The 18,074-nt window shown below is 70.0% G+C and carries 19 protein-coding genes; 11 read left to right on the plus strand and 8 right to left on the minus strand.

Annotation, left to right across the window (positions count from 1 at the left end):
• Positions 1-145: 145 nt before the first annotated feature.
• On the minus strand, positions 146-2,056 hold the full coding sequence (locus Q0309_RS11280) for a caspase family protein (RefSeq protein ID WP_299440665.1): 1,911 nt from the start codon (positions 2,054-2,056) through the stop codon (positions 146-148).
• A gap of 76 nt (positions 2,057-2,132) precedes the next feature.
• Entirely contained in the window at positions 2,133-2,918 is a 786-nt protein-coding gene (locus tag Q0309_RS11285) for a hypothetical protein (RefSeq protein WP_299440667.1), read from the minus strand.
• 592 nt (positions 2,919-3,510) lie between these two features.
• Here Q0309_RS11285 and Q0309_RS11290 point away from each other — a divergent pair.
• The 3 genes from Q0309_RS11290 (at position 3,511) to Q0309_RS11300 (ending at position 4,885) form a co-directional block, all read left to right on the plus strand.
• Entirely contained in the window at positions 3,511-3,870 is a 360-nt protein-coding gene (locus Q0309_RS11290; RefSeq protein ID WP_299440670.1) for a hypothetical protein, read from the plus strand.
• Positions 3,871-4,275: 405 nt separating this feature from the next.
• Positions 4,276-4,581 (plus strand): DUF4160 domain-containing protein, encoded by a 306-nt coding sequence (locus Q0309_RS11295; RefSeq protein WP_299440673.1) that lies wholly within the window; start codon positions 4,276-4,278, stop codon positions 4,579-4,581.
• A gap of 25 nt (positions 4,582-4,606) precedes the next feature.
• Positions 4,607-4,885 (plus strand): DUF2442 domain-containing protein, encoded by a 279-nt coding sequence (locus Q0309_RS11300; RefSeq protein WP_299440676.1) that lies wholly within the window; start codon positions 4,607-4,609, stop codon positions 4,883-4,885.
• A 259-nt stretch (positions 4,886-5,144) separates the two neighbouring features.
• Here Q0309_RS11300 and Q0309_RS11305 read toward each other — a convergent pair whose 3' ends face one another.
• The 4 genes from Q0309_RS11305 to Q0309_RS11320 form a co-directional block, all read right to left on the minus strand.
• Positions 5,145-5,432 carry a hypothetical protein gene (locus tag Q0309_RS11305; protein ID WP_299440679.1) on the minus strand — a complete coding sequence of 96 codons (288 nt, stop codon included), beginning with the start codon at positions 5,430-5,432 and terminating at the stop codon, positions 5,145-5,147.
• Positions 5,433-5,502: 70 nt separating this feature from the next.
• Positions 5,503-7,365, minus strand: coding sequence for a DNA mismatch repair endonuclease MutL (mutL, locus tag Q0309_RS11310; protein ID WP_299440682.1), 1,863 nt, complete (start codon positions 7,363-7,365; stop codon positions 5,503-5,505).
• A complete protein-coding gene (pgi, locus tag Q0309_RS11315; RefSeq protein WP_299440685.1) occupies positions 7,362-9,032 on the minus strand; it encodes a glucose-6-phosphate isomerase in 1,671 nt (556 codons plus the stop codon). The genes mutL and pgi overlap by 4 nt, the downstream gene beginning before the upstream one ends.
• A 109-nt stretch (positions 9,033-9,141) precedes the next feature.
• On the minus strand, positions 9,142-9,447 hold the full coding sequence (locus Q0309_RS11320; RefSeq protein WP_299440689.1) for a toxin-antitoxin system HicB family antitoxin: 306 nt from the start codon (positions 9,445-9,447) through the stop codon (positions 9,142-9,144).
• Positions 9,448-9,696: 249 nt separating this feature from the next.
• Between Q0309_RS11320 and Q0309_RS11325 the strand changes: the two genes are divergently transcribed.
• Positions 9,697-10,074 carry a YrhK family protein gene (locus tag Q0309_RS11325; protein ID WP_299440692.1) on the plus strand — a complete coding sequence of 126 codons (378 nt, stop codon included), beginning with the start codon at positions 9,697-9,699 and terminating at the stop codon, positions 10,072-10,074.
• A 137-nt stretch (positions 10,075-10,211) separates the two neighbouring features.
• On the plus strand, positions 10,212-10,568 hold the full coding sequence (locus Q0309_RS11330; protein ID WP_299440695.1) for a hypothetical protein: 357 nt from the start codon (positions 10,212-10,214) through the stop codon (positions 10,566-10,568).
• A 63-nt stretch (positions 10,569-10,631) separates the two neighbouring features.
• Here the strand turns inward: Q0309_RS11330 and Q0309_RS11335 are convergent, their stop codons facing one another.
• Positions 10,632-11,474: a hypothetical protein gene (locus Q0309_RS11335; RefSeq protein ID WP_299440698.1), complete on the minus strand. Its 843-nt coding sequence runs from the start codon at positions 11,472-11,474 to the stop codon at positions 10,632-10,634.
• 203 nt (positions 11,475-11,677) lie between these two features.
• Between Q0309_RS11335 and trpS the strand changes: the two genes are divergently transcribed.
• The 6 genes from trpS (at position 11,678) to Q0309_RS11365 (ending at position 17,869) form a co-directional block, all read left to right on the plus strand.
• A complete protein-coding gene (trpS, locus tag Q0309_RS11340; protein ID WP_299440701.1) occupies positions 11,678-12,676 on the plus strand; it encodes a tryptophan--tRNA ligase in 999 nt (332 codons plus the stop codon).
• Positions 12,677-12,785: 109 nt separating this feature from the next.
• Entirely contained in the window at positions 12,786-13,289 is a 504-nt protein-coding gene (locus Q0309_RS11345; RefSeq protein WP_299440704.1) for a hypothetical protein, read from the plus strand.
• Positions 13,290-13,708: 419 nt separating this feature from the next.
• Positions 13,709-14,965 carry a transcription termination factor Rho gene (rho, locus tag Q0309_RS11350; RefSeq protein WP_299440707.1) on the plus strand — a complete coding sequence of 419 codons (1,257 nt, stop codon included), beginning with the start codon at positions 13,709-13,711 and terminating at the stop codon, positions 14,963-14,965.
• A gap of 184 nt (positions 14,966-15,149) precedes the next feature.
• Positions 15,150-15,896, plus strand: coding sequence for a thermonuclease family protein (locus Q0309_RS11355; protein ID WP_299440710.1), 747 nt, complete (start codon positions 15,150-15,152; stop codon positions 15,894-15,896).
• 56 nt (positions 15,897-15,952) lie between these two features.
• Positions 15,953-17,272 (plus strand): transcription antitermination factor NusB, encoded by a 1,320-nt coding sequence (locus tag Q0309_RS11360; RefSeq protein WP_299440713.1) that lies wholly within the window; start codon positions 15,953-15,955, stop codon positions 17,270-17,272.
• A gap of 255 nt (positions 17,273-17,527) precedes the next feature.
• Entirely contained in the window at positions 17,528-17,869 is a 342-nt protein-coding gene (locus Q0309_RS11365; RefSeq protein ID WP_299440716.1) for a hypothetical protein, read from the plus strand.
• A gap of 43 nt (positions 17,870-17,912) precedes the next feature.
• Here the strand turns inward: Q0309_RS11365 and Q0309_RS11370 are convergent, their stop codons facing one another.
• On the minus strand, positions 17,913-18,059 hold the full coding sequence (locus tag Q0309_RS11370) for a DUF3096 domain-containing protein (RefSeq protein WP_299440719.1): 147 nt from the start codon (positions 18,057-18,059) through the stop codon (positions 17,913-17,915).
• Positions 18,060-18,074 lie beyond the last annotated feature (15 nt).

Genomic DNA, 18,074 nt, shown 5'->3' on the forward strand with positions numbered 1-18,074 from the left:
GGGCCAACCCCCGCCCCACAAGGATCTGGATTGCTTCGTCACTTCGTTCCTCGCAATGACGGATTGTGTGTTCGCGACCCCAATAAACCACTTGGGAGGGTTCTCGCTCCCACAGGCATCGTTCACCCGATTGCCCCTCTCGGCCCTATTGCACCCGCACGAAGAGGAAGTCACCACCCTCGTGCCCGGCCAGGCGGATGTCGGAATACTCCGGCGTCTGTGTGGTGTTCAGGATCACCGGCCGGCGCAACTGGGCGAACAGGTTGGTGCCGTCGATGACGCCTGTGTTGTCCCGCAACGTCGAGATGAACGCGCTGGCGAACGGCGAATGGCCATCGCCGACGCTGTCGGCCACGGGCTCCAGGCCACCGGACGACATGGCGAGGCGCGCCCGTTTGCTGGCCATGCGGCGCAGATAGGCGGGCGTCGGCGCCTCCGGCACCGTCAGGCTGCGGGTGAGCGTGCCGGCGAAACAACTGTCGGCGACGACCAGCACATGCTTGGCGCGCAAGGCCCGCACCGCATCGCGGATGGTGGCGTTGGACACCCAGTGGGTGCGGCGGTCCAGATGGGCGTTGACCGGCAGCCAGTAACCCTGGTCGGCGCCTTCGTCGAGCCAACCGTGGCCGGCGTAGTAGATCAGCAGGTTGTCGTTCGGCCCGAGGCTGTTGCGGTAGGCATCCAGGGCTTCGATGATCTCGGCGCGGCCGACGTCCAGGAGCAGGCGGACCTTGAACCCGTACTGAGTTTCCAAGATCTCGGCCAGGACTTTCGCGTCGTCGGCGGCCGTGCCCAAATCGGGCAGTTCCCGATACGTCTGGTTGCCGATGATCAGGGCGTGATAGGTGCCGAAGTCGATGTCTGAGAAGGTCGCCAGTTCGACCCCGGGACCCTCGTCGGCCGTCTCGTCGGGCGTATCGGCGGCGGTTTCCGATCCGCCCGAGCGGTCGGTCACGTCGCCGAACGCGGCGTTGAGGATGCTGGTCCGCCGGGCCGCGAACTCCTCGCGGCTGATCTGTCCGAGCACCAGCAGGGTTTTCAAGGCCTCCAGCTTCTGGGCGATCGAGTCCGCATCAGGTGTTCCATCAGCCGGCGTGTTTTGAGGGGCATCCGCCTGGTCCGGCGTGTTCGCGTCCGCGGGCGGGGGCGCGTCGTTGGTGGCGGCGGGCGTCGTCTCGGGCGGATCCGCCGGCGCGTCGGTGACTTGGTCCGCCGGGTCCGGTGCGGCCGGGGCCTGTTCGCGGACGGCCTCCGGCTCCGCCTCCGTCTCAGGGAGCGAGACAACCTGCTGATCCGGGGGCTGCTGATCCGGGGGCTGCTGATCCGGGGGCTGCTGATCCGGGATCGCGGCGGGTGCGGGGTCCTCCGGCGGCGGCGCGGGGGGTGCCTCGGCGGCTTCGGCCTCAGCGACCGTCTCCGGGGCGGTCGCGATCGGCTCGGGGATCGACCCGGGCGGCGGTGGCTTGGGTCCCAGGGCCTGATGACCGACCCCGGCGGGAGGGGGCAAAACGACCACCTGCGGCTGCGGCGCCGGGCTCGGGGCGGGTGACGCTGGTGCGGGGGAGGGCGTTCCCGCGCCGCCCAGCGCGGCGCGCAGGCGGGTCCGGGCCACGCGAAGCTCGCTGTCGTTGGGGGCCAGCCGCAAGGCCTCGTCGCACGCCGCCAGGGCCGCCCGGCCGCTCAGGGTGGTGCACTTGATCCGCGCCACCTGGAGCTGGACGGCGGCGCCGCCATCGTTGCGGGATTGGGCCTGCTGCTCCTGGAAGCGCTGCTCTTCGAGATAGCTGCGTGAGACCTGGAGCGCGTGCGCCAACGCCGACCCGCCAGCCCCTGCCGCCCGCGCCTGTTCCAGTACCCGCACCGCCTCGGCGGCCTCGCCGCTATAGCGTAACGCCTCGGCCAGTTTCACAGCGACCCGGGTGTCGCTGCGGTCGGCCTCGAACGCGCGGCGGCAGGACGAGACGGCCTGGGCCGGACCGGTCGACAGGCACTGCGCCGCCAACGACTGGGCTGCCGCAGGGCCGGCCGGGGCCCACAGAAGAGCCCCAGCGAGCACCGCAAGGCCGATCCGCCGTCCTACTTGCGCCAAAATAGATGCTCGCCGTAGTGAACGCGGTATCCGGGAAAAACGACTAGTACCCGCCACCACCTCCACCACCTCCCGCTTCGCCGCCCATGATCGACGAGCCGCCCGTGCCGCCGGCGGGATCGCGCCACGCCCAGTCCCCGGACGGCAGGCGGATCAGGTTGAACAGCCACCGGCGGGGCACCGTTGTATAGGGTGGGGCCTCTTGCGCCAGGGTCTCGTTCATGCTCTGGCGCATCTGCATCAGGCCGGCTTCCTCGACGGAAATCTCGCCGTCGTTGTTCTCGTCGGCACCGCGCCGCACCTCGCCGGCCAGGCGCGCGAGTTCCTGGGCCAGGGTGCGGGCCTCGGTGGTGGACCTGGCCTGGAGCGCGGCGTCGGACAGGCCGGCCATGACATCCACGTCCCGCAGGATGGCCTCGCCCTTGGCCGCGAACTCCGGCGCGTAGCCGCGCACGTTGGCGGTGGCGTCCGCCGACGCGGCGGCGAACTGAACATGGCTGATGGCGCCCTCAAGGGCGCGGCGCAGGCCATACCCGGCGCCGGCCCCGCTGGGCTCGAGAGTCGGATCGATGGCGTGGCGCATGTCCCGCACGTGGGCCTTGATGCCCGCCAGATCCCCGGCGCCGGCGGCGGCCGTGGCGGCACGGCTGGCGGCGGCGGCTTCCTGCTCGGCGGTGTCGAGCAGCCCGGCCTTGTCCGGCGTGTCGGTCCACGCCGTCATGGTGTGTCCGATGTGGGTGTGGGCGATGGTGGGCCGTTGCACCGTGACGCACCCGCTGACCAACGCGGTCACCGCCACCATTGCCATTCCAATGAAAACCCTGCGCATGGTCCCGTTCTCCCTGATCCCTGCTGGCTTTCGCTCGGACCCGGGCCACTCCGGCGCGGTGACGCCGGGCAGCCGCCATCCGCATGTCCATTCGTTTCGGTCAAGTATTGCAGGGGATACGGCCGACGGCAACATTCGAGTCATTTGAACTCGCACTTCGACGCGCCCACGCGGAGTCCCGGCCGCGCGGATCGCGCCCGCCGGCGGTTGGCGGGGGAGGCGGGCGCGCGGCGACGCGTGGCGGGCCGGCAGGCTGGACCTTTGTGCTAGGCCTTAAGAGGGGCGGTCAAAGTATTGATCTGTAATTCTCTTTAGGGTACTCTGTCAGACCTAAGGCAGGGCTTGTGGTGCCTGCGACTCGATGAACGGCATTCATACGGTTGACGTGGCCGTTCCAAACCAGCAGGGTGCCGCCATCTCGCACGCAAGCCCCTGATGACCTTGCGCCCGGACCGGCCGGCGGCACGACTCCGCCGTTGGTCCATGGATAGAGGGCGCGTGGGCTGGTGCCGAACGAACGGCCGGCGGCGGGAACCGGAGAGAGACGACGAGCCATGGCGCGACATGGCGAAGACGACGGGGTGAGCGACAGATGCGGAATCTCAAGTGGTTGGCCGTGCTGTGTGGCCTGGTGACGGTGTCGGGTTCGGCCCAGGCGGCGCAAGGCAGCGAGTCCTGCAACGTGGTCGGCGTGTACGGGACGATCGCCCTGGTGGTGTGTCCGGACGCCGACACCGACGCCGAGTTCATCAGCGCCGGCCAGGAGGCGTGCGAGCCGATCGCCGTGCGCAACGTCTGCAACGCCTGGATCTGGCGCAATCAGGACCGCGCCGCGCGCGTCCTGCCCATGGACAACCGCCAGCTCGACAGCGTGACCGCGCTGTGGATCAACCGCCAGGGCCAGCTTAAGGTGTGCGCGCGCGACGGCTGCTACGCCGGGCAGAACCGCTAGCCCGACCCGTTCGCCGAAATGGCTGCGCCAGCCGGGCAAGCGGCCCTCTGCCCCGAGAGGTCTCTTGTGGCCTGACGGCGCTTCGCGGTGACGGATGTGGTTGTTCTTGAAGAAAATCGTCGTCCCGACGGGAATTCCCGCGTCGGCACGATGCCCGACGTTTTGAGAGAGTCGCGGCTTCGGCGGGCAGCCGGGGGCGCTTCAAGTCCGTAGGGTGCATTCGACCGTCGCGGCCGGCAGGGGTGCGGCGGACAACGCGCCGTGCCATCGCCGCCATCGCCAATGGTGCGTCGCGCCTTCCGCGCGGACGCACCCTAAGGGCCTCGCCCGCCCGCGCGGCGCGGGGTGAGCGGTCGCGCGTTGCGTCGATATGGTATGGTGGTTGATCCGTCCGGAGCCGCGCCCATGCCCACCATCAGCGTGTTCTATGGCATCATCATCCAGATGTTCTGGGAAGACCATGCGCCGCCGCATTTCCATGCCCTGTATGGCGAGCATGAGGCCCATGTGAACATAAGGACGCTGGAGGTCCTGCGGGGTCGGCTGCCCCGGCGGGCCTTGGCGCTGGAGCTGGATTGGGCGGCGGAGCACCGGGACGAATTGCTGGAGGACTGGGCACAATGCGAACGCAAGCCGTCTCCGAGGAAGATCGCGCCCTCACAGCCGATCGCAAACCACTGGTGTTCCTTGGAATTCCAGTGGTGTGCGTGAATCGGCTGTGACAATGAAGACGTCTGTGACCCCGGCTGCCCCTTGGCGGGTGGCCGACGTGATGGTGCTGGGGGATTACCGCCTGCGCGTGCGGTTCAACGACGGCACCGAGGGCATCGCCGACCTGTCGGCCCTGGTTTGTGCGCCGGACGCCGGTGTGTTCGCCGCCCTGGCCGATCCGGCCGTGTTCGCGGGGGCCACGGTGGATCTGGGCGCGGTGACCTGGCCCACCGGCGCCGATCTGGCCCCGGACGCGCTGTACGACGCGATCCGGGAGACGGGGGTGTGGCGCGGCGGCTCGTAGGGTGCGTTCGACCGGCGCGGCCCGAGAGGGGCGCGCCGGGCACCGCACCGTGCCATCGCCGGACGGTGCGTCGCGCCTTCGGCGCGGACGCACCCTACGGGCCTCAATCCTCGGCCCGCATCGGGTTGAACAGCACCGGGGGCGCTTCAAGTCCGTAGGGTGCATTCGACCGTCGCGGCCCGTAGGGACGCGGCGGGCAACGCACCGTGCCATCGCCGGACGGTGCGTCGCGCCTTCGGCGCGGACGCACCCTACGGGCCTATTCGCTGACGTCGTCCCGCGACAGATCCAGGTCCGCCCCAGCCATGGGCGAGCGCCGCAACGAAGCCAGCACGCCGCCGGTCTCGGCCCCCTCCGTGCCCAGGGCGTCGCGCACGAGGGCGCGCAGGCGCTCGGCGTCGGGTCCGCCCTCCGACAGACGGCGGGCCAGCGCGCGCACCAAAGGACGGTCGGCCTCGGGCGCGCGCACCTGCACGCGTGCCAGTTCGCGTCCGGACGGGCGTGGCGTTCGCGTGGGAGGAGCGGGGTGCCGCGCCGGGGCGGTCATCAGGCGGTCTCCGTCTGGCCGGGCATGGTCACCAGAAATATAGCGGCCCGTCCGACCCGCCGCAATTCCCCTACCGTCTCCCAAACAGCCTCTCGATATCCGCCAACCTGAGTTCCACATAGGTCGGCCGGCCGTGGTTGCACTGGCCGCTGTGGGGCGTGGCCTCCATCTGGCGCAAGAGGGCGTTCATCTCGGCTTCGTTCAGGCGCCGCCCCGCCCGCACAGAGCCATGGCAGGCCATGGTGCCGCACACGTCGGCCAGCCGGTCCTTGAGCGCCAGGGTCTGGCCCCATTCCGCCAGCTCGTCGGCGAGGTCGCGCACCAGCCCGGCGGCATTGACCTGTCCCAGCAGGGCGGGGACCTCGCGCACCACCACGGCGCCGGGGCCGAAGCCCTCGATCACCAGCCCCAGCTCGGCCAGGTCGTCGGCGCGGGCCAGCAGGCGGTCGGCCGCGCCCTCGTCCAGCTCCACCACCTCGGGCAGGAGCAGGCCCTGGCGGGCGATGCCGCCGTTGGCCAGGGCGGCCTTCATGCGTTCGTAGACCAGGCGCTCGTGCGCGGCGTGCTGGTCGACGATGACCAGCCCCTCGGCGGTCTCGGCGACGATGTAGGTGGAATGCACCTGCGCCCGCGCCCGGCCGAGCGGCCTGTCGGCGTCGTCTGGCGGGCCGGATGCCGGCGCGCCCTCGGCCCCGAACGGCGCCGTGGCCTCGGCGAAGCCCGGGGGCGCGTCGGGGTCCGGGGCCTGCCACGCGCGCGCCGTTTCCAGCGTGTCCGACGCCGGCCGCAGGCCGCCGCCCCAGCACCCCTGCGGCAGCGCCAGGCGCGGCGCCGGCCGCTCCTCTCCGCCCTCCGGCCGCGCGCGGCCCAGCACCCCGGCGGCGACGGTCGTGCTGGCGCGGTGCCCCGCCTCGGCCAGCGCATGGCGGATGCCGGAGACGATCAGCCCGCGCACCAGGGCGGCGTCGCGGAAGCGCACCTCTGCCTTGGCGGGATGCACGTTGACGTCCACGGCGGCCGGGTCCAGGTCCAGGTACAACGCCACCACCGGATGGCGGTCCCGCGCCAGAAAGTCCTGATAGGCCCCGCGCACGGCGCCGTGCAGCAGGCGGTCCCGGACCGGGCGACCGTTGACGAACAGGTACTGTTCCTGCGACGTGCCCTTGTGAAAGGTGGGCAGGCCGACGTGCCCGGACAGGCGCGTGCCCTCGCGCTCCACATCGACGGTGACACAGTTCTCGGCGAAGTCGCGCCCCAGCACGGCGCCCAGCCGCGCCCGCCGCGCTTCGTGTACGTCGCCCAGCAGGTCGCCGGACAGCGCCGGGGCGCGCAGCACCGTGCGCGTCCCGTCGGTCAGGGAAAACGCCACCTCGGGATGAGCCATGGCCAGGCGCTTGACCATGTCCACGGCGTGGCCCTGCTCGGTGCGCGGCGCCTTGAGGAACTTCAGCCGCGCCGGCGTGGCATGGAACAGGTCCCGCACCTCGACCCGCGTCCCCGGCGGATGCGCCGCCGGCTCCACCGGCCCGACCACGCCGGCGTCCACGGCGATGCGCCAGGCCGCGTCGGCGCCGGCCGCGCGGCTGGTCAGGCTCAGCCGCGCCACCGAGCCGATGGACGGCAGCGCCTCTCCCCGGAAGCCCAGGGTGCGGATGTCGGTCAGGTCGGCGTCGAGCGCCAGCTTGCTGGTGCAGTGGCGCTCGACCGCCAGGGCCAGGTCGTCCGGCCCCATGCCGCGCCCGTCGTCCACCACCACGATCAGGCCCCGGCCGCCGTCGCCCAGCGTAACGTCGATGCGCGCCGCCCCGGCGTCGATGGCGTTTTCCACCAGTTCCTTGACCGCGCTGGCCGGCCGCTCCACCACCTCGCCGGCGGCGATGCGGTTGACCAGGGTGGGCGGCAGCGCCCGGATGGTGGCCGCGCCGTCCCTCACGAGTCGCGCAAGGCCTTGTAGGCGTTGATCAGCCCGTTGGTGGAGGCGTCGTGACCGGACACCGGGCCGTCGCCCGCCAGTTCGGGCAGGATGGCCTTGGCCAATTGCTTGCCCAGTTCCACGCCCCACTGGTCGAAGCTGTTCACGCCCCACACCGCGCCCTGCACGAACACCTTGTGCTCGTACAGCGCCACCAGCATCCCCAGGGTGTGCGGGTCGATCTTTTTGACCAGGATGGAGTTGGTGGGCCGGTCGCCGGGGAACACCTTGTGCGGCAGCAGGGCGGCGATCTCATCGGCGCTCTTGCCCCCCGCCTCCAGCTCGGCCCGCGCCTCGTCCTCCGTCTTGCCCTTCATCAGGGCCTCGGTCTGGGCGAAGAAGTTGGACAGCAGGATGGGGTGGTGGTCGCCCATCGGGTTGTGGCTGACGGCCGGGGCGATGAAGTCGCAGGGCACCAGCCGCGTGCCCTGGTGGATGAGCTGATAGAAGCTATGCTGGCCGTTGGTGCCGGGCTCGCCGAAGATGACCGGGCCGGTGTCATAGGTGACCGGCGCGCCGTCCAGCCGGGCGCGCTTGCCGTTGCTCTCCATGTCCACCTGCTGGAAATGGGCGGCGAAGCGGTGCAGGTATTGGTCGTAGGGCAGCAGGGCGTGCGCCGCCGCGCCGTGGAAGTTGACGTACCATACCCCCAGCAGACCGAGGATGGCCGGCATGTTCTCGGCCAGGGGCGCCGCGCGGAAGTGCTCGTCCATGACGTGGGCGCCGTCGAGCAGGTCCGTGAACCGGTCGAAGCCGATGGTGATGGCGATGGGCAGGCCGATGGCCGACCACAGCGAATAACGCCCGCCGACCCAGTCCCAGAAGGCGAACATGTTGGCGGTGTCGATGCCGAACGCCTCCACCGCCGGGCCGTTGGTGGACAACGCGGCGAAGTGCTTGGCCACCGCGCCCTCGCCCAGCGCCGCCGTCAGCCAGCGCCGTGCCGTGTGGGCGTTGGTCAGCGTCTCCTGGGTGGTGAAGGTTTTAGACGCCACCAGGAAAAGGGTCGTTTCCGGGTTCAGGCCGCGCAGGGTCTCGGCGATGTGGGTGCCATCGACATTGGAGACGAAGTGCGGCCGGATGCGGTCGTGCCAATAGGGCTTCAGCGCCTCGGCCACCATCACCGGTCCCAGGTCGGAACCGCCGATGCCGATGTTGACCACGTCGGTCACCGCCTGGCCGGTGGCGCCGGTCCAGGCGCCGCCGCGCACCGCCTCGCAGAAGGCGCGCATCTGGTCCAGGACCCGGTTGACCTCCGGCATGACGTCGGCGCCGTCCACCAGGATCGGCCGGTTGGAGCGGTTGCGCAGGGCGACGTGCAGCACCGCCCGGCCCTCGGTGGCGTTGATGACCTCTCCGGCGAACATGGCGTCGCGTTTGGCCTCGACCCCGGTCTCGGCGGCCAGGTCGAGCAGCAGGCGCATCGTCTCCTCGGTGATGCGGTTCTTGGAGTAGTCGAGCAGCACGTCGCCCAGCCGGAGCGAGAACCGCTCGAAACGGTCGGGGTCGGCGGCGAACATCTCGCGCATGGTCGTGCCGGCCAGGGCGTCGCGGTGGGCGGCCAGCGCCGTCCAGGCCGGACCGTCGGACAGGGTGGCGGCGGGGGTGGCTTTACGCGCGCGCGGCATGGGACCTCCAGGCGGCGAGAGGGAGCGGGGAACGGGCGGTGTCGGGGACGGGTCAGCCGGCGCCTATCCTAGCGCCGTTGGCGCCGCGAGGGAACCGTGGGGCGGCGGCTCACGCCGGCGTGTCGCGTCCCTCGTCGTCGATGTCGTCCGCGTCGGCGGACGGCGCGTCCAGCCGGTCGTCGTCGGCCACGACATCCGGGTCGCCCAGGCCGTCCAGCAGCGTCAGGGCCGTCGCCGGATCACCCCGGGCGCCGCGCTGGCGGAAGAACCGCGCGGCCTCGGCTTGGGCGCCGACACGCGCGGCCAGGGTCGTGGCCACGTACTGGTTCAGGCTGATCCCCATGGCCTGGGCCTGTTCACTGGCGGCGGCCTTGAGATCCGGGGGCAGGCGGAGGGAAAACGGCGGAGCGTTCATGGCAACATGCTCCTCAGCAGGGGACCGGGGCGATCGACCAGCAGACCGAAGCGTCGTCCAGCGGTTCGCAGATGTGGCGCGCATCCTAACGCTGTTGCCGGCGCGAGGAAAACGAATCCCCCTTCCGGGCGGGCGGTGGCCCCCTTTGGCCCTCTTGCACCGGCCGGGCGCGCTCCCCAAAATCCTGTCCACGCCTCACGGAGTTCGGCCCAAACACTCGTCTGCCGCTGATATTGGACGGAGCCCACAATGTATGACTCCAGTGCAGCGTCTGAACGGACCGCAAAGGCCTCGGCGCCGGGTGCGAATGACTCGTCTCTGGACGAAGCCCGCGACCGGGTCCAACACCTGCACGACCTGTACGCGTTCGGTCATCTGGTGGTCGATTTCCTGGCCGGCCTGACCTTCACGGTGGGCAGCGTGCTGTTCTTCTGGAAAGAGACCGAGAACCCAGCCATCTGGCTCTTCGTGGTCGGCAGCGTCTTGTTCACGGCCAAGCCGTCGGTGCGGCTGGCGCACATGCTGCACGACCGATACACCCGTCGGTCCCTGGAGCGGGCGTTGTCGGATGAAGCACGCGCCGCCCTGTCGGCGTTTTCTCCCCGGCGGCGGACGTTGCGGATGTAGGCGCGGCGTGACCGGCGCGCACACGGGGTCCCGCCACACCGCCGCCATGATTTGACCACAGGACAATGCGGGGAGCTCATGGGGCCTCCGCCACGCGCTGATCGGACAGGACGATGAAGAGACGAGGAAACACTCACATGGGGCGCGGCATGGGATGGGCCGTCGCGGTGCTGGTCGCCATGGGAATCGCGGGCGGGGCCGAGGCCGCCGACATCACCGAATGCACCTCGAAAAACAAGAAGCCGACTTTCGTGTGGCACGAGTCCGAGGCGCCGACGATGTACTACGTGGAGCCGGGCGGTACCTTCACGCCCATGGCCTCGGCGCGGCAGGCGCAGGAGGTGTGCCTGAGCCGTGGCGTGCGGCAGCGCCTCAGGGGCCGCGACTGTACCACGGTGGGCTGGGACTATTTCGCGTGCGGCTGCAACGTCTCGCCGCCCACCAACCGGACCTGCGACCGGTTCCAGCGGTTCCTGGGCGTGATGGAGCGGTAGGCGGACGGGCGCGGGAGGTTCGGGCGGCGCCGGACGAAACCTGACGCCCGGCGGATTCAATCCTCACCCCGCCCCGCCGTGAGCCGGGCCCGGACCCACATCCGTTGGCGCCTCGTCGCGCATGCTGTAGCCCTTCAACCAGCCGCCGATGACACGGTGGCGCACGTCGTGCAGCCAGCGTTGCTCGGGTTTGGGGGCGATGTTCCACCACCAGGCGGACCCCTCAACCTCCGGCTCGACGCCGTACAGCAGGTCCTCGGCGGCGGTCGGCCGGTCGGCGGTCATTTCCTGGCGTTCGGTGTCGGTGATCAGGCAGACGGGGCAGGGGGCCTCTCTCAGCACGCGCAGGTGATCGGCGATCAGGGCGCGGCGGAACGGCTCCAGCGCCGCCTCGTCGAGATGGTGGTGCTGGCCCAGCCATCGCGCGGGCAGGTGCGGCAGTTGCGACAGCACGTTGCAGGAGATCACCAGGTCGGCCCTGTCGATCTCGGGCACGGCGCCCTGCGGCGCGGGGAGTTCGGCGCCCTCCGGCAAGGCGCGCACGGCCTCGATCACGCCGGTCACGTCGCACGGCGCCAGTTCGACCGCCGTCATGCGCATGGCCGACAGCCGCACCGACGGCATGAACATTAGGTCCACCAAGACCACGCGGCGGAACAACAGGGCCAGGCTCACCAGCGGGATGTCGGCGGTCAGCCCGGCGCCGATCACCACCACGGTATCCCAGCGCTCCAGGCGGGCGGCGCAGTCCAGGATGACGCCGTGGGTGGCGCGCAGATGCGGCGCCCAGGCGCGCGGGTGGCGGCGCCGGCGGGCATCAATGGCGATCAGGTCATGCAGGGCGCCCATGCGGCGCAACGGACGCGGCGCCGGGGTGACGGTGTGACGGATCCACTCGACGATCATCGGGGCGGGGGTCTTCTGCTTGGGTCATGAGAACGCGGGCCGGCGGCGGTCGCCCGCCTGTCATCGTCTCTTAACATGACGGGGCGACGCGAGGGCAGCCGGAAATCGCGGCGGCCCCATGCGCAGCCCCGTTGACCGGCGGCGGGGATTGGGCTACCTCCGCGCCGACACGCTCCCGTTCCCTCGCTGCACAGGCCTCCGCGATGAAGCGCATCTTCTCGGGCGTCCAGCCCACCGGCAACCTGCACCTCGGCAACTACCTGGGCGCCATCCGCAACTGGGTGCGCCTGCAAAAGGACTACGAGAGCATCTTCTGCGTCGTCGACATGCACGCCATCACCCAGTGGCAGGATCCGGCCGAGCTGCGAACAAGCACGCGCGAGGTCACCGCCGCCTTCATCGCGGCCGGCATCGATCCCGAGGACTGCATCATCTTCCACCAGTCGGCGGTGCCCGGACACGCGCAACTGGCCTGGGTGTTCAACTGCGTGGCCCGCATGGGCTGGCTGAACCGTATGACCCAGTTCAAGGAGAAGGCCGGCAAGCACAAGGAAAACGCGTCGGTCGGGCTGTTCGCCTATCCGGCGCTGATGGCCGCCGACATCATGTTGTACAAGGCCACGCACGTTCCCGTCGGCGAGGACCAGAAGCAACACCTGGAACTGGCCCGCGATATCGCCGCCAAGTTCAACTATGACTTCGAGCGTGAGGTCTTCCCGCTGACCGAGCCTCTGATCCTGGGCGAGGCGACGCGCGTCATGTCGCTGCGCGACGGCACCAAGAAGATGAGCAAGTCCGACACCTCGGACTTCTCGCGCATCAACCTGACCGACGAGGCCGACCTGATCGCCCAGAAGATTCGCAAGGCCAAGACCGACCCGGAGCCGCTGCCGAGCGAGGCCGCCGAGCTGGAGGGCCGGCCGGAGGCCGCCAACCTGGTGGGCATCTTCGCCGCCCTGGCTGATCGCTCGCGCGCCGACGTGCTGGCCGAGGCCGGCGGGCAGCCCTTCAGCGCCTTCAAGCAGACCCTGACCGACCTGGCGGTTGAGACCCTGGGGCCGATGAACGCGGAAATGAACCGCCTGCTGGCCAACCCAGGCGAGATCGATGCCATTCTGCGGCGCGGCGCCGAACGCGCCCAGGCCATCGCCGGCCCGGTGCTAGACGAGGTCTACGAGACGGTCGGGTTTCTGCGGGTGTAGGGGGAGCGGGGCGCTTGCGGCAGGCTTGCAGGGGGCCGGTGCCTTCCTTTCCGTGACGGGCGTGCTACAGTAGCATGGCAAGTCCCCACGGATCGTAAGGGAACCGACCATGCCCGCCGTTCCGTCGTGTCCGCTCGCGCGTGTCCGTCGCCGGACCCCGCAGGCCCTGGCCATTGTCCTGGCCTTGGCGTTGGCGTGGAGCACGGCGAACGACCTGGCGCCGGCGCGGGCGGCGGAGAGCGGCCCCGACCTGTCCCCTGGCGATCTGACCATCGTCCTGACCGCGCTGGAGGACGGCGGCGGCGCGGATCCCTGCCGGGCGCACCTGCGCATCGAGCACGCGGGCGCGGTGCCGGTGAGCACGTTCAGTCTGCGGCTGCTTTTGTTCGCCCCGGATGGGGGCGTTCTGCGGCAGGTCGACGTCCTGGCCATGCCGTTGATCCCGGGGGAGGCCACCCCGGCGGTGTTTCCGGCCCTTGACGGGCCCTGTTCGCGCATCGGCTCGATCCGGGTGACGGGCTTTCCGCTGTGTGCGGGGCGCGCCGGACAGCGGCTGGACTGCCGGGCGGCCGCCAAGACGGCCAACCGGACGGCCACGCCCTTCGGTGACTAATCGCAAAAGGCGTGGAGATTCTGCTTGCGCCGCACGCTCGGTTTTCCTACTGTTGTGTTCGTTCGGTTCTTCCCGGACGGACACGATCCCTCCAAAAAAGAAATCATCCAGGCCGTCTGCGTCGCTCCGCACTGAAGCGAGCGATCGGCGATGAACAGGATGATGAAGGCCCACCGGCCATGCGCGGCCACCTCCGCGACGGCTGGTCTTCGCGGCCCTGTCCAGGCCCCCGGCGTCCCGTTTCCGGCCACCCGGATCGGTCTTTCGCTTTCCGTTGTCGACGGGCCTGATGGCCCATGTCCTGGCCAGCGGTCCGACGTCGCCGCACCGCGTCGAAGCGAATGGCGGGTCGGGTCGGCCCCTCACCCGCGACAGGCCCAGCCGCACACCCCCCTTGCGGTGCCACCTTCGAGACAATCATGCAGCTTCAAGACCTGAAAAAGAAAACGCCCAAGGATCTTCTGGCGTTTGCCGAAGAACTGGAAATCGAGAACGCGAGCACCCTGCGGCGGCAGGAGATGATGTTCGCGATCCTCAAGCAACTGGCCGACAACGATACGGCCATCTTTGGCGAAGGCGTGCTGGAAATCCTTCAGGATGGATTCGGCTTTCTGCGATCGCCCGAGGCCAACTACCTTCCCGGACCCGACGACATCTATGTCTCGCCCAGTCAAATCCGCCGCTTCTCGTTGCGGACGGGCGACACTGTCGAGGGCCAGATCCGGGCGCCGAAGGACGGCGAGCGGTACTTCGCCCTTCTCAAAGTCAACACCATCAACTTCGAGGAACCGGATCAGGTCCGTCACCGGATCAACTTCGACAACCTGACGCCGCTGTATCCGGACCAGAAGCTGGGGCTGGAGATCGACGATCCGACCCGCAAGGATTACACGACCCGTGTCATCGACCTGGTGACGCCGCTGGGCATGGGGCAGCGCGCGCTGATCACCGCGCCGCCGCGCACCGGCAAGACGATGGTGCTGCAGAACATCGCCCACGCCATTTCGGCCAATCACCCCGACGTCTACCTCATGGTGCTGCTCATCGACGAGCGGCCCGAGGAGGTGACCGACATGGATCGCTCGGTGCGGGGCGAGGTGGTCAGTTCGACCTTCGACGAGCCGGCCAGCCGCCATGTGCAGGTGGCCGAGATGGTGATCGAAAAGGCCAAGCGGCTGGTCGAGCACAAGCGCAACGTGGTCATCCTGCTCGATTCCATCACCCGCCTGGCGCGCGCCTACAACACCGTGGTGCCCAGCTCCGGCAAGGTGCTGACCGGCGGTGTCGACGCCAACGCCCTGCAGCGGCCGAAGCGGTTCTTCGGCGCCGCCCGCAACATCGAGGAGGGCGGCTCGCTGACCATCATCGCCACGGCGCTGATCGACACCGGCTCGCGCATGGACGAGGTGATCTTCGAGGAGTTCAAGGGCACCGGCAACTCCGAGATCATCCTCGACCGCAAGCTGGCCGACCGGCGTATCTTCCCCAGCATCGACATCACCCGCTCCGGCACCCGCAAGGAGGAACTGCTGGTGCCCAAGCCGACACTGTCGAAAATGTGGGTGCTGCGGCGCATCCTCATGCCGATGGGGGTGCAGGATTCCATGGAATTCCTGTTGGGCAAGCTCAAGGAAACCAAGAACAACGCCGACTTTTTCGAGTCGATGAACAGTTGATCTGCCTGCTGGCGGGCCGTCGCGGGTGGGGCCGTGGCCCTGCCCTGGGTGGCGGGGCGCCGGCCGACCCGGTTCGGTGAGGCTTCCCATGACACCCGGCCAGCCGTGGACCCGACGAGGCGCTCTTGTGGCGCTGGCGGGCGTCTCGGCTGTGTGCGCGCGGGCCGCTTGGGGGAGCGACGACGTGGCCCCAGCGGCCGGATTGAGCCCGGCCGCCGACGGGGTCGTCCGCGCGGTGGGCGACGATGGTGTGCTGGTGCTGGAGGATGCGCGCCGCGTGCGATTGGCGGCCCTCCGTTTGCCCCATGCCACCGACCTTCCACCGGATGCGTCGGCGGACGAGCGAACGCGGGTCGCGGCGTGGGCAGGGGCGGCGCGGGACCGACTGCGGGCGGTTTGCGTCGGCCGACCGGTGCGCCTGTGGACGCCGCGGGTGGCGCGGGATCGGTACGGCCGGGTGGTGGCTCAGGTGGTGCTGTCGCCCGGCGTTGGCTGGCTGCAGGCGGACCTGATCGGGCGCGGCTTGGCGCGGGTGGCCACCATGCCCGGCGCCGCCGCCGGGGCCGACCGCCTGCTGCGGCTGGAGGCCCGGGCGCGTATCGCGCGACGCGGCCTGTGGGACGATCCGCTCTATGCGCCGCGCGCGCCCACCGAGACCTGGCCCTGGATCGGCACCTTTCAGATCGTGCGCGGCACGGTGCGCGACGCCGCCCGCGTGCGGGGGCGGGTCTATCTCAACTTCGGCCCCGACTGGCGCCGCGACTTCACGGTGATGGTCGAGCGCCCCCGCGACGCAGGCCTTGCGGTCGCCGATCTGCTCGACCTGAAGCACCAGTTCATCCAGGTGCGCGGCTGGCTGTTCCCCACCAACGGCCCCATGATCGCCCTCGACCATTCCGAGGCGTTGGAGGCGCACGTCATCCTGGGGTGAGAGCTCGCGCCAAGCGGTGCCTTGACGGCGGTCCGGGCGGGGCGTAAGCGGAGCCCATGACCGCCTCCCGCCATGCCGCCCTGGTCGCCTTGCGCCAGGTTCTGGACCGCCGCCGCCCGCTGGACGAGGTGCTGGGCGGCGCCACCGGTGGCCTCGACGCCCGCGACCGGGCGTTCGTCCACTCGCTGGTGGCGGCGACCCTGCGCCATCTGGGCCGGCTCGACGCCCTGCTGGACCGCTGCCTGCAACGACCGCTGCCGCCGAAGGCGCGACCGGTGCGGCATGTGCTGCGCCTGGGCGCGGCACAGCTCTTGGTCCTCGACATGCCGTCGCACGCGGCCGTGTCGACCGCCGTCGACCTGTGCGTGGCGGCGAAGCAGGGCGGGCACAAGGGGCTGGTCAACGCGGTGCTGCGCCGGCTCGATCGGGAGGGCCGGGCGTGGTGGGCGGCCCAGGACGCGCCCCACATGAACACGCCGAATTGGCTGTGGAAAGGTTGGTGTGCGGCCTATGGCGAGGCGACCGCGCGGGCCATCGCCACGGCGCACCTGGCGCCGGCCCCGCTGGACCTGACACTTCGTGACTCGGCCGAAGCAGAGCAGTGGGCCGAGCGCCTGGGGGCCAGGGTGCTGCCCGCCGGGGGCCTGCGTCTGGCGGCCGACCATGCCCCGGTGACCGAGCTTCCCGGCTACGCCGAAGGGGCGTGGTGGGTCCAGGACGCTGCCGCTGCGTTGCCGGCGCCACTGCTGCGGGCCGGGCCGGGGGTGCGGGTGCTCGACCTGTGCGCCGCGCCGGGCGGCAAGACCCTGCACCTGGCGGCGGCCGGCGCCGAAGTCACGGCGCTCGACCGCTCGGACGGACGACTGGCGCGGGTGCGGGAGAATCTGGCGCGCACCGGCCTGACAGCCCGGCTGGTGGCGGCCGATGCCCTGACCTGGACCCCCGATGAGGCGCCGTTCGACGCCGTGCTGCTGGACGCGCCCTGTTCGGCGACGGGGACACTGCGCCGCCATCCGGATGCGCTGTGGCTGAAGACGCCGGAGGCCGTGGCCGGCCTGGCCGAGACCCAGGCGGCGCTGCTGGACGCGGCCCTGCGGATGGTCAGGCCGGCTGGCGTGCTGGTGTACTGCGTCTGCTCGTTGCAGCCGGAGGAAGGGCCGGCCGTGGTCGCCGCCGCCCTGGGCCGTCACCCCGACTTGGCCCGCGACCCGATCGCGCCGGGCGAGGTGGGCGGCCAGGCCGACGTGGTCACGCCGGAGGGTGACCTGCGCACGCTGCCGTGCCATCTGGCCGAGCAGGGTGGCATGGATGGGTTCTATGCGGCGCGGATGGTGTGGGCCGGTTCGCCTTCTGGCGTTGCATCAGACGACCTTTAATACCAAGCGACGGAAATCGTGACACGGTTTCCGGACCGTCGGCACACCACCTTGGGAGATCCCTCGCGTCCTAACGGACGCTTCGGGATGACGTAGGTGTTTGTTTTTTTAAGAAAATCGTCATCCCGAGCGAGCGACAGCGAGCCGAGGGATCTCCCGCCTCGGCACTGCGCCCGGCGAACGGGGACGAGTCATTCCTATCGTCGCCCGGTATAATACAAGTTACTTTGAGACCCTACCTTTCAGGCCATCACCATGACGAGATCCACACGCCTTCGCCGCCTGCATCTGCTGGCCATCGCGGCCGTCCTGGTCCTTGAGGCCGGGATCGTGGCTGCATTGTTTGTCAGGATCGCCGGCTCCTCGGTCAATCACATCGGGGCTTCGCCGTACTTGGCCCTGATGGTCGCCCTCCCGGGCTTGGTCATGGGACTGGCCGGTTTGCGTGCACCGCATCGCCTGCGGCGCGGGCTATCCTGGGGCCTCGTCGGGCTGTCCCTTGCGGTGGCGGGCGCCGTCGTTGCCCTGGATCAGTTCAACATCCTGGTGGAATACGAGACTTGGTTGCGGCGCGGGATGCCCGACCGATCTTTCTGAGCGCGCCGGAAGCAACTGGTCGGTGTCCATCGAGAGGGGTCCGCTAGATGTTGATGAACCCCAGCCCCAGGATTCCGATCACGATCAGGTAGGCGGCGACGATGTAGTTCAGCAGCCGCGGCACGATCAGGATGGCGATGCCGGCGACGATGGCGAGAATCGGCTCGATGCCGGGGATGGTGAGAGTCATGGGCACGGTCCTGTG

This window comes from uncultured Rhodospira sp. (assembly GCF_937138205.1).
Classification (GTDB): domain Bacteria; phylum Pseudomonadota; class Alphaproteobacteria; order Rhodospirillales; family Rhodospirillaceae; genus Rhodospira.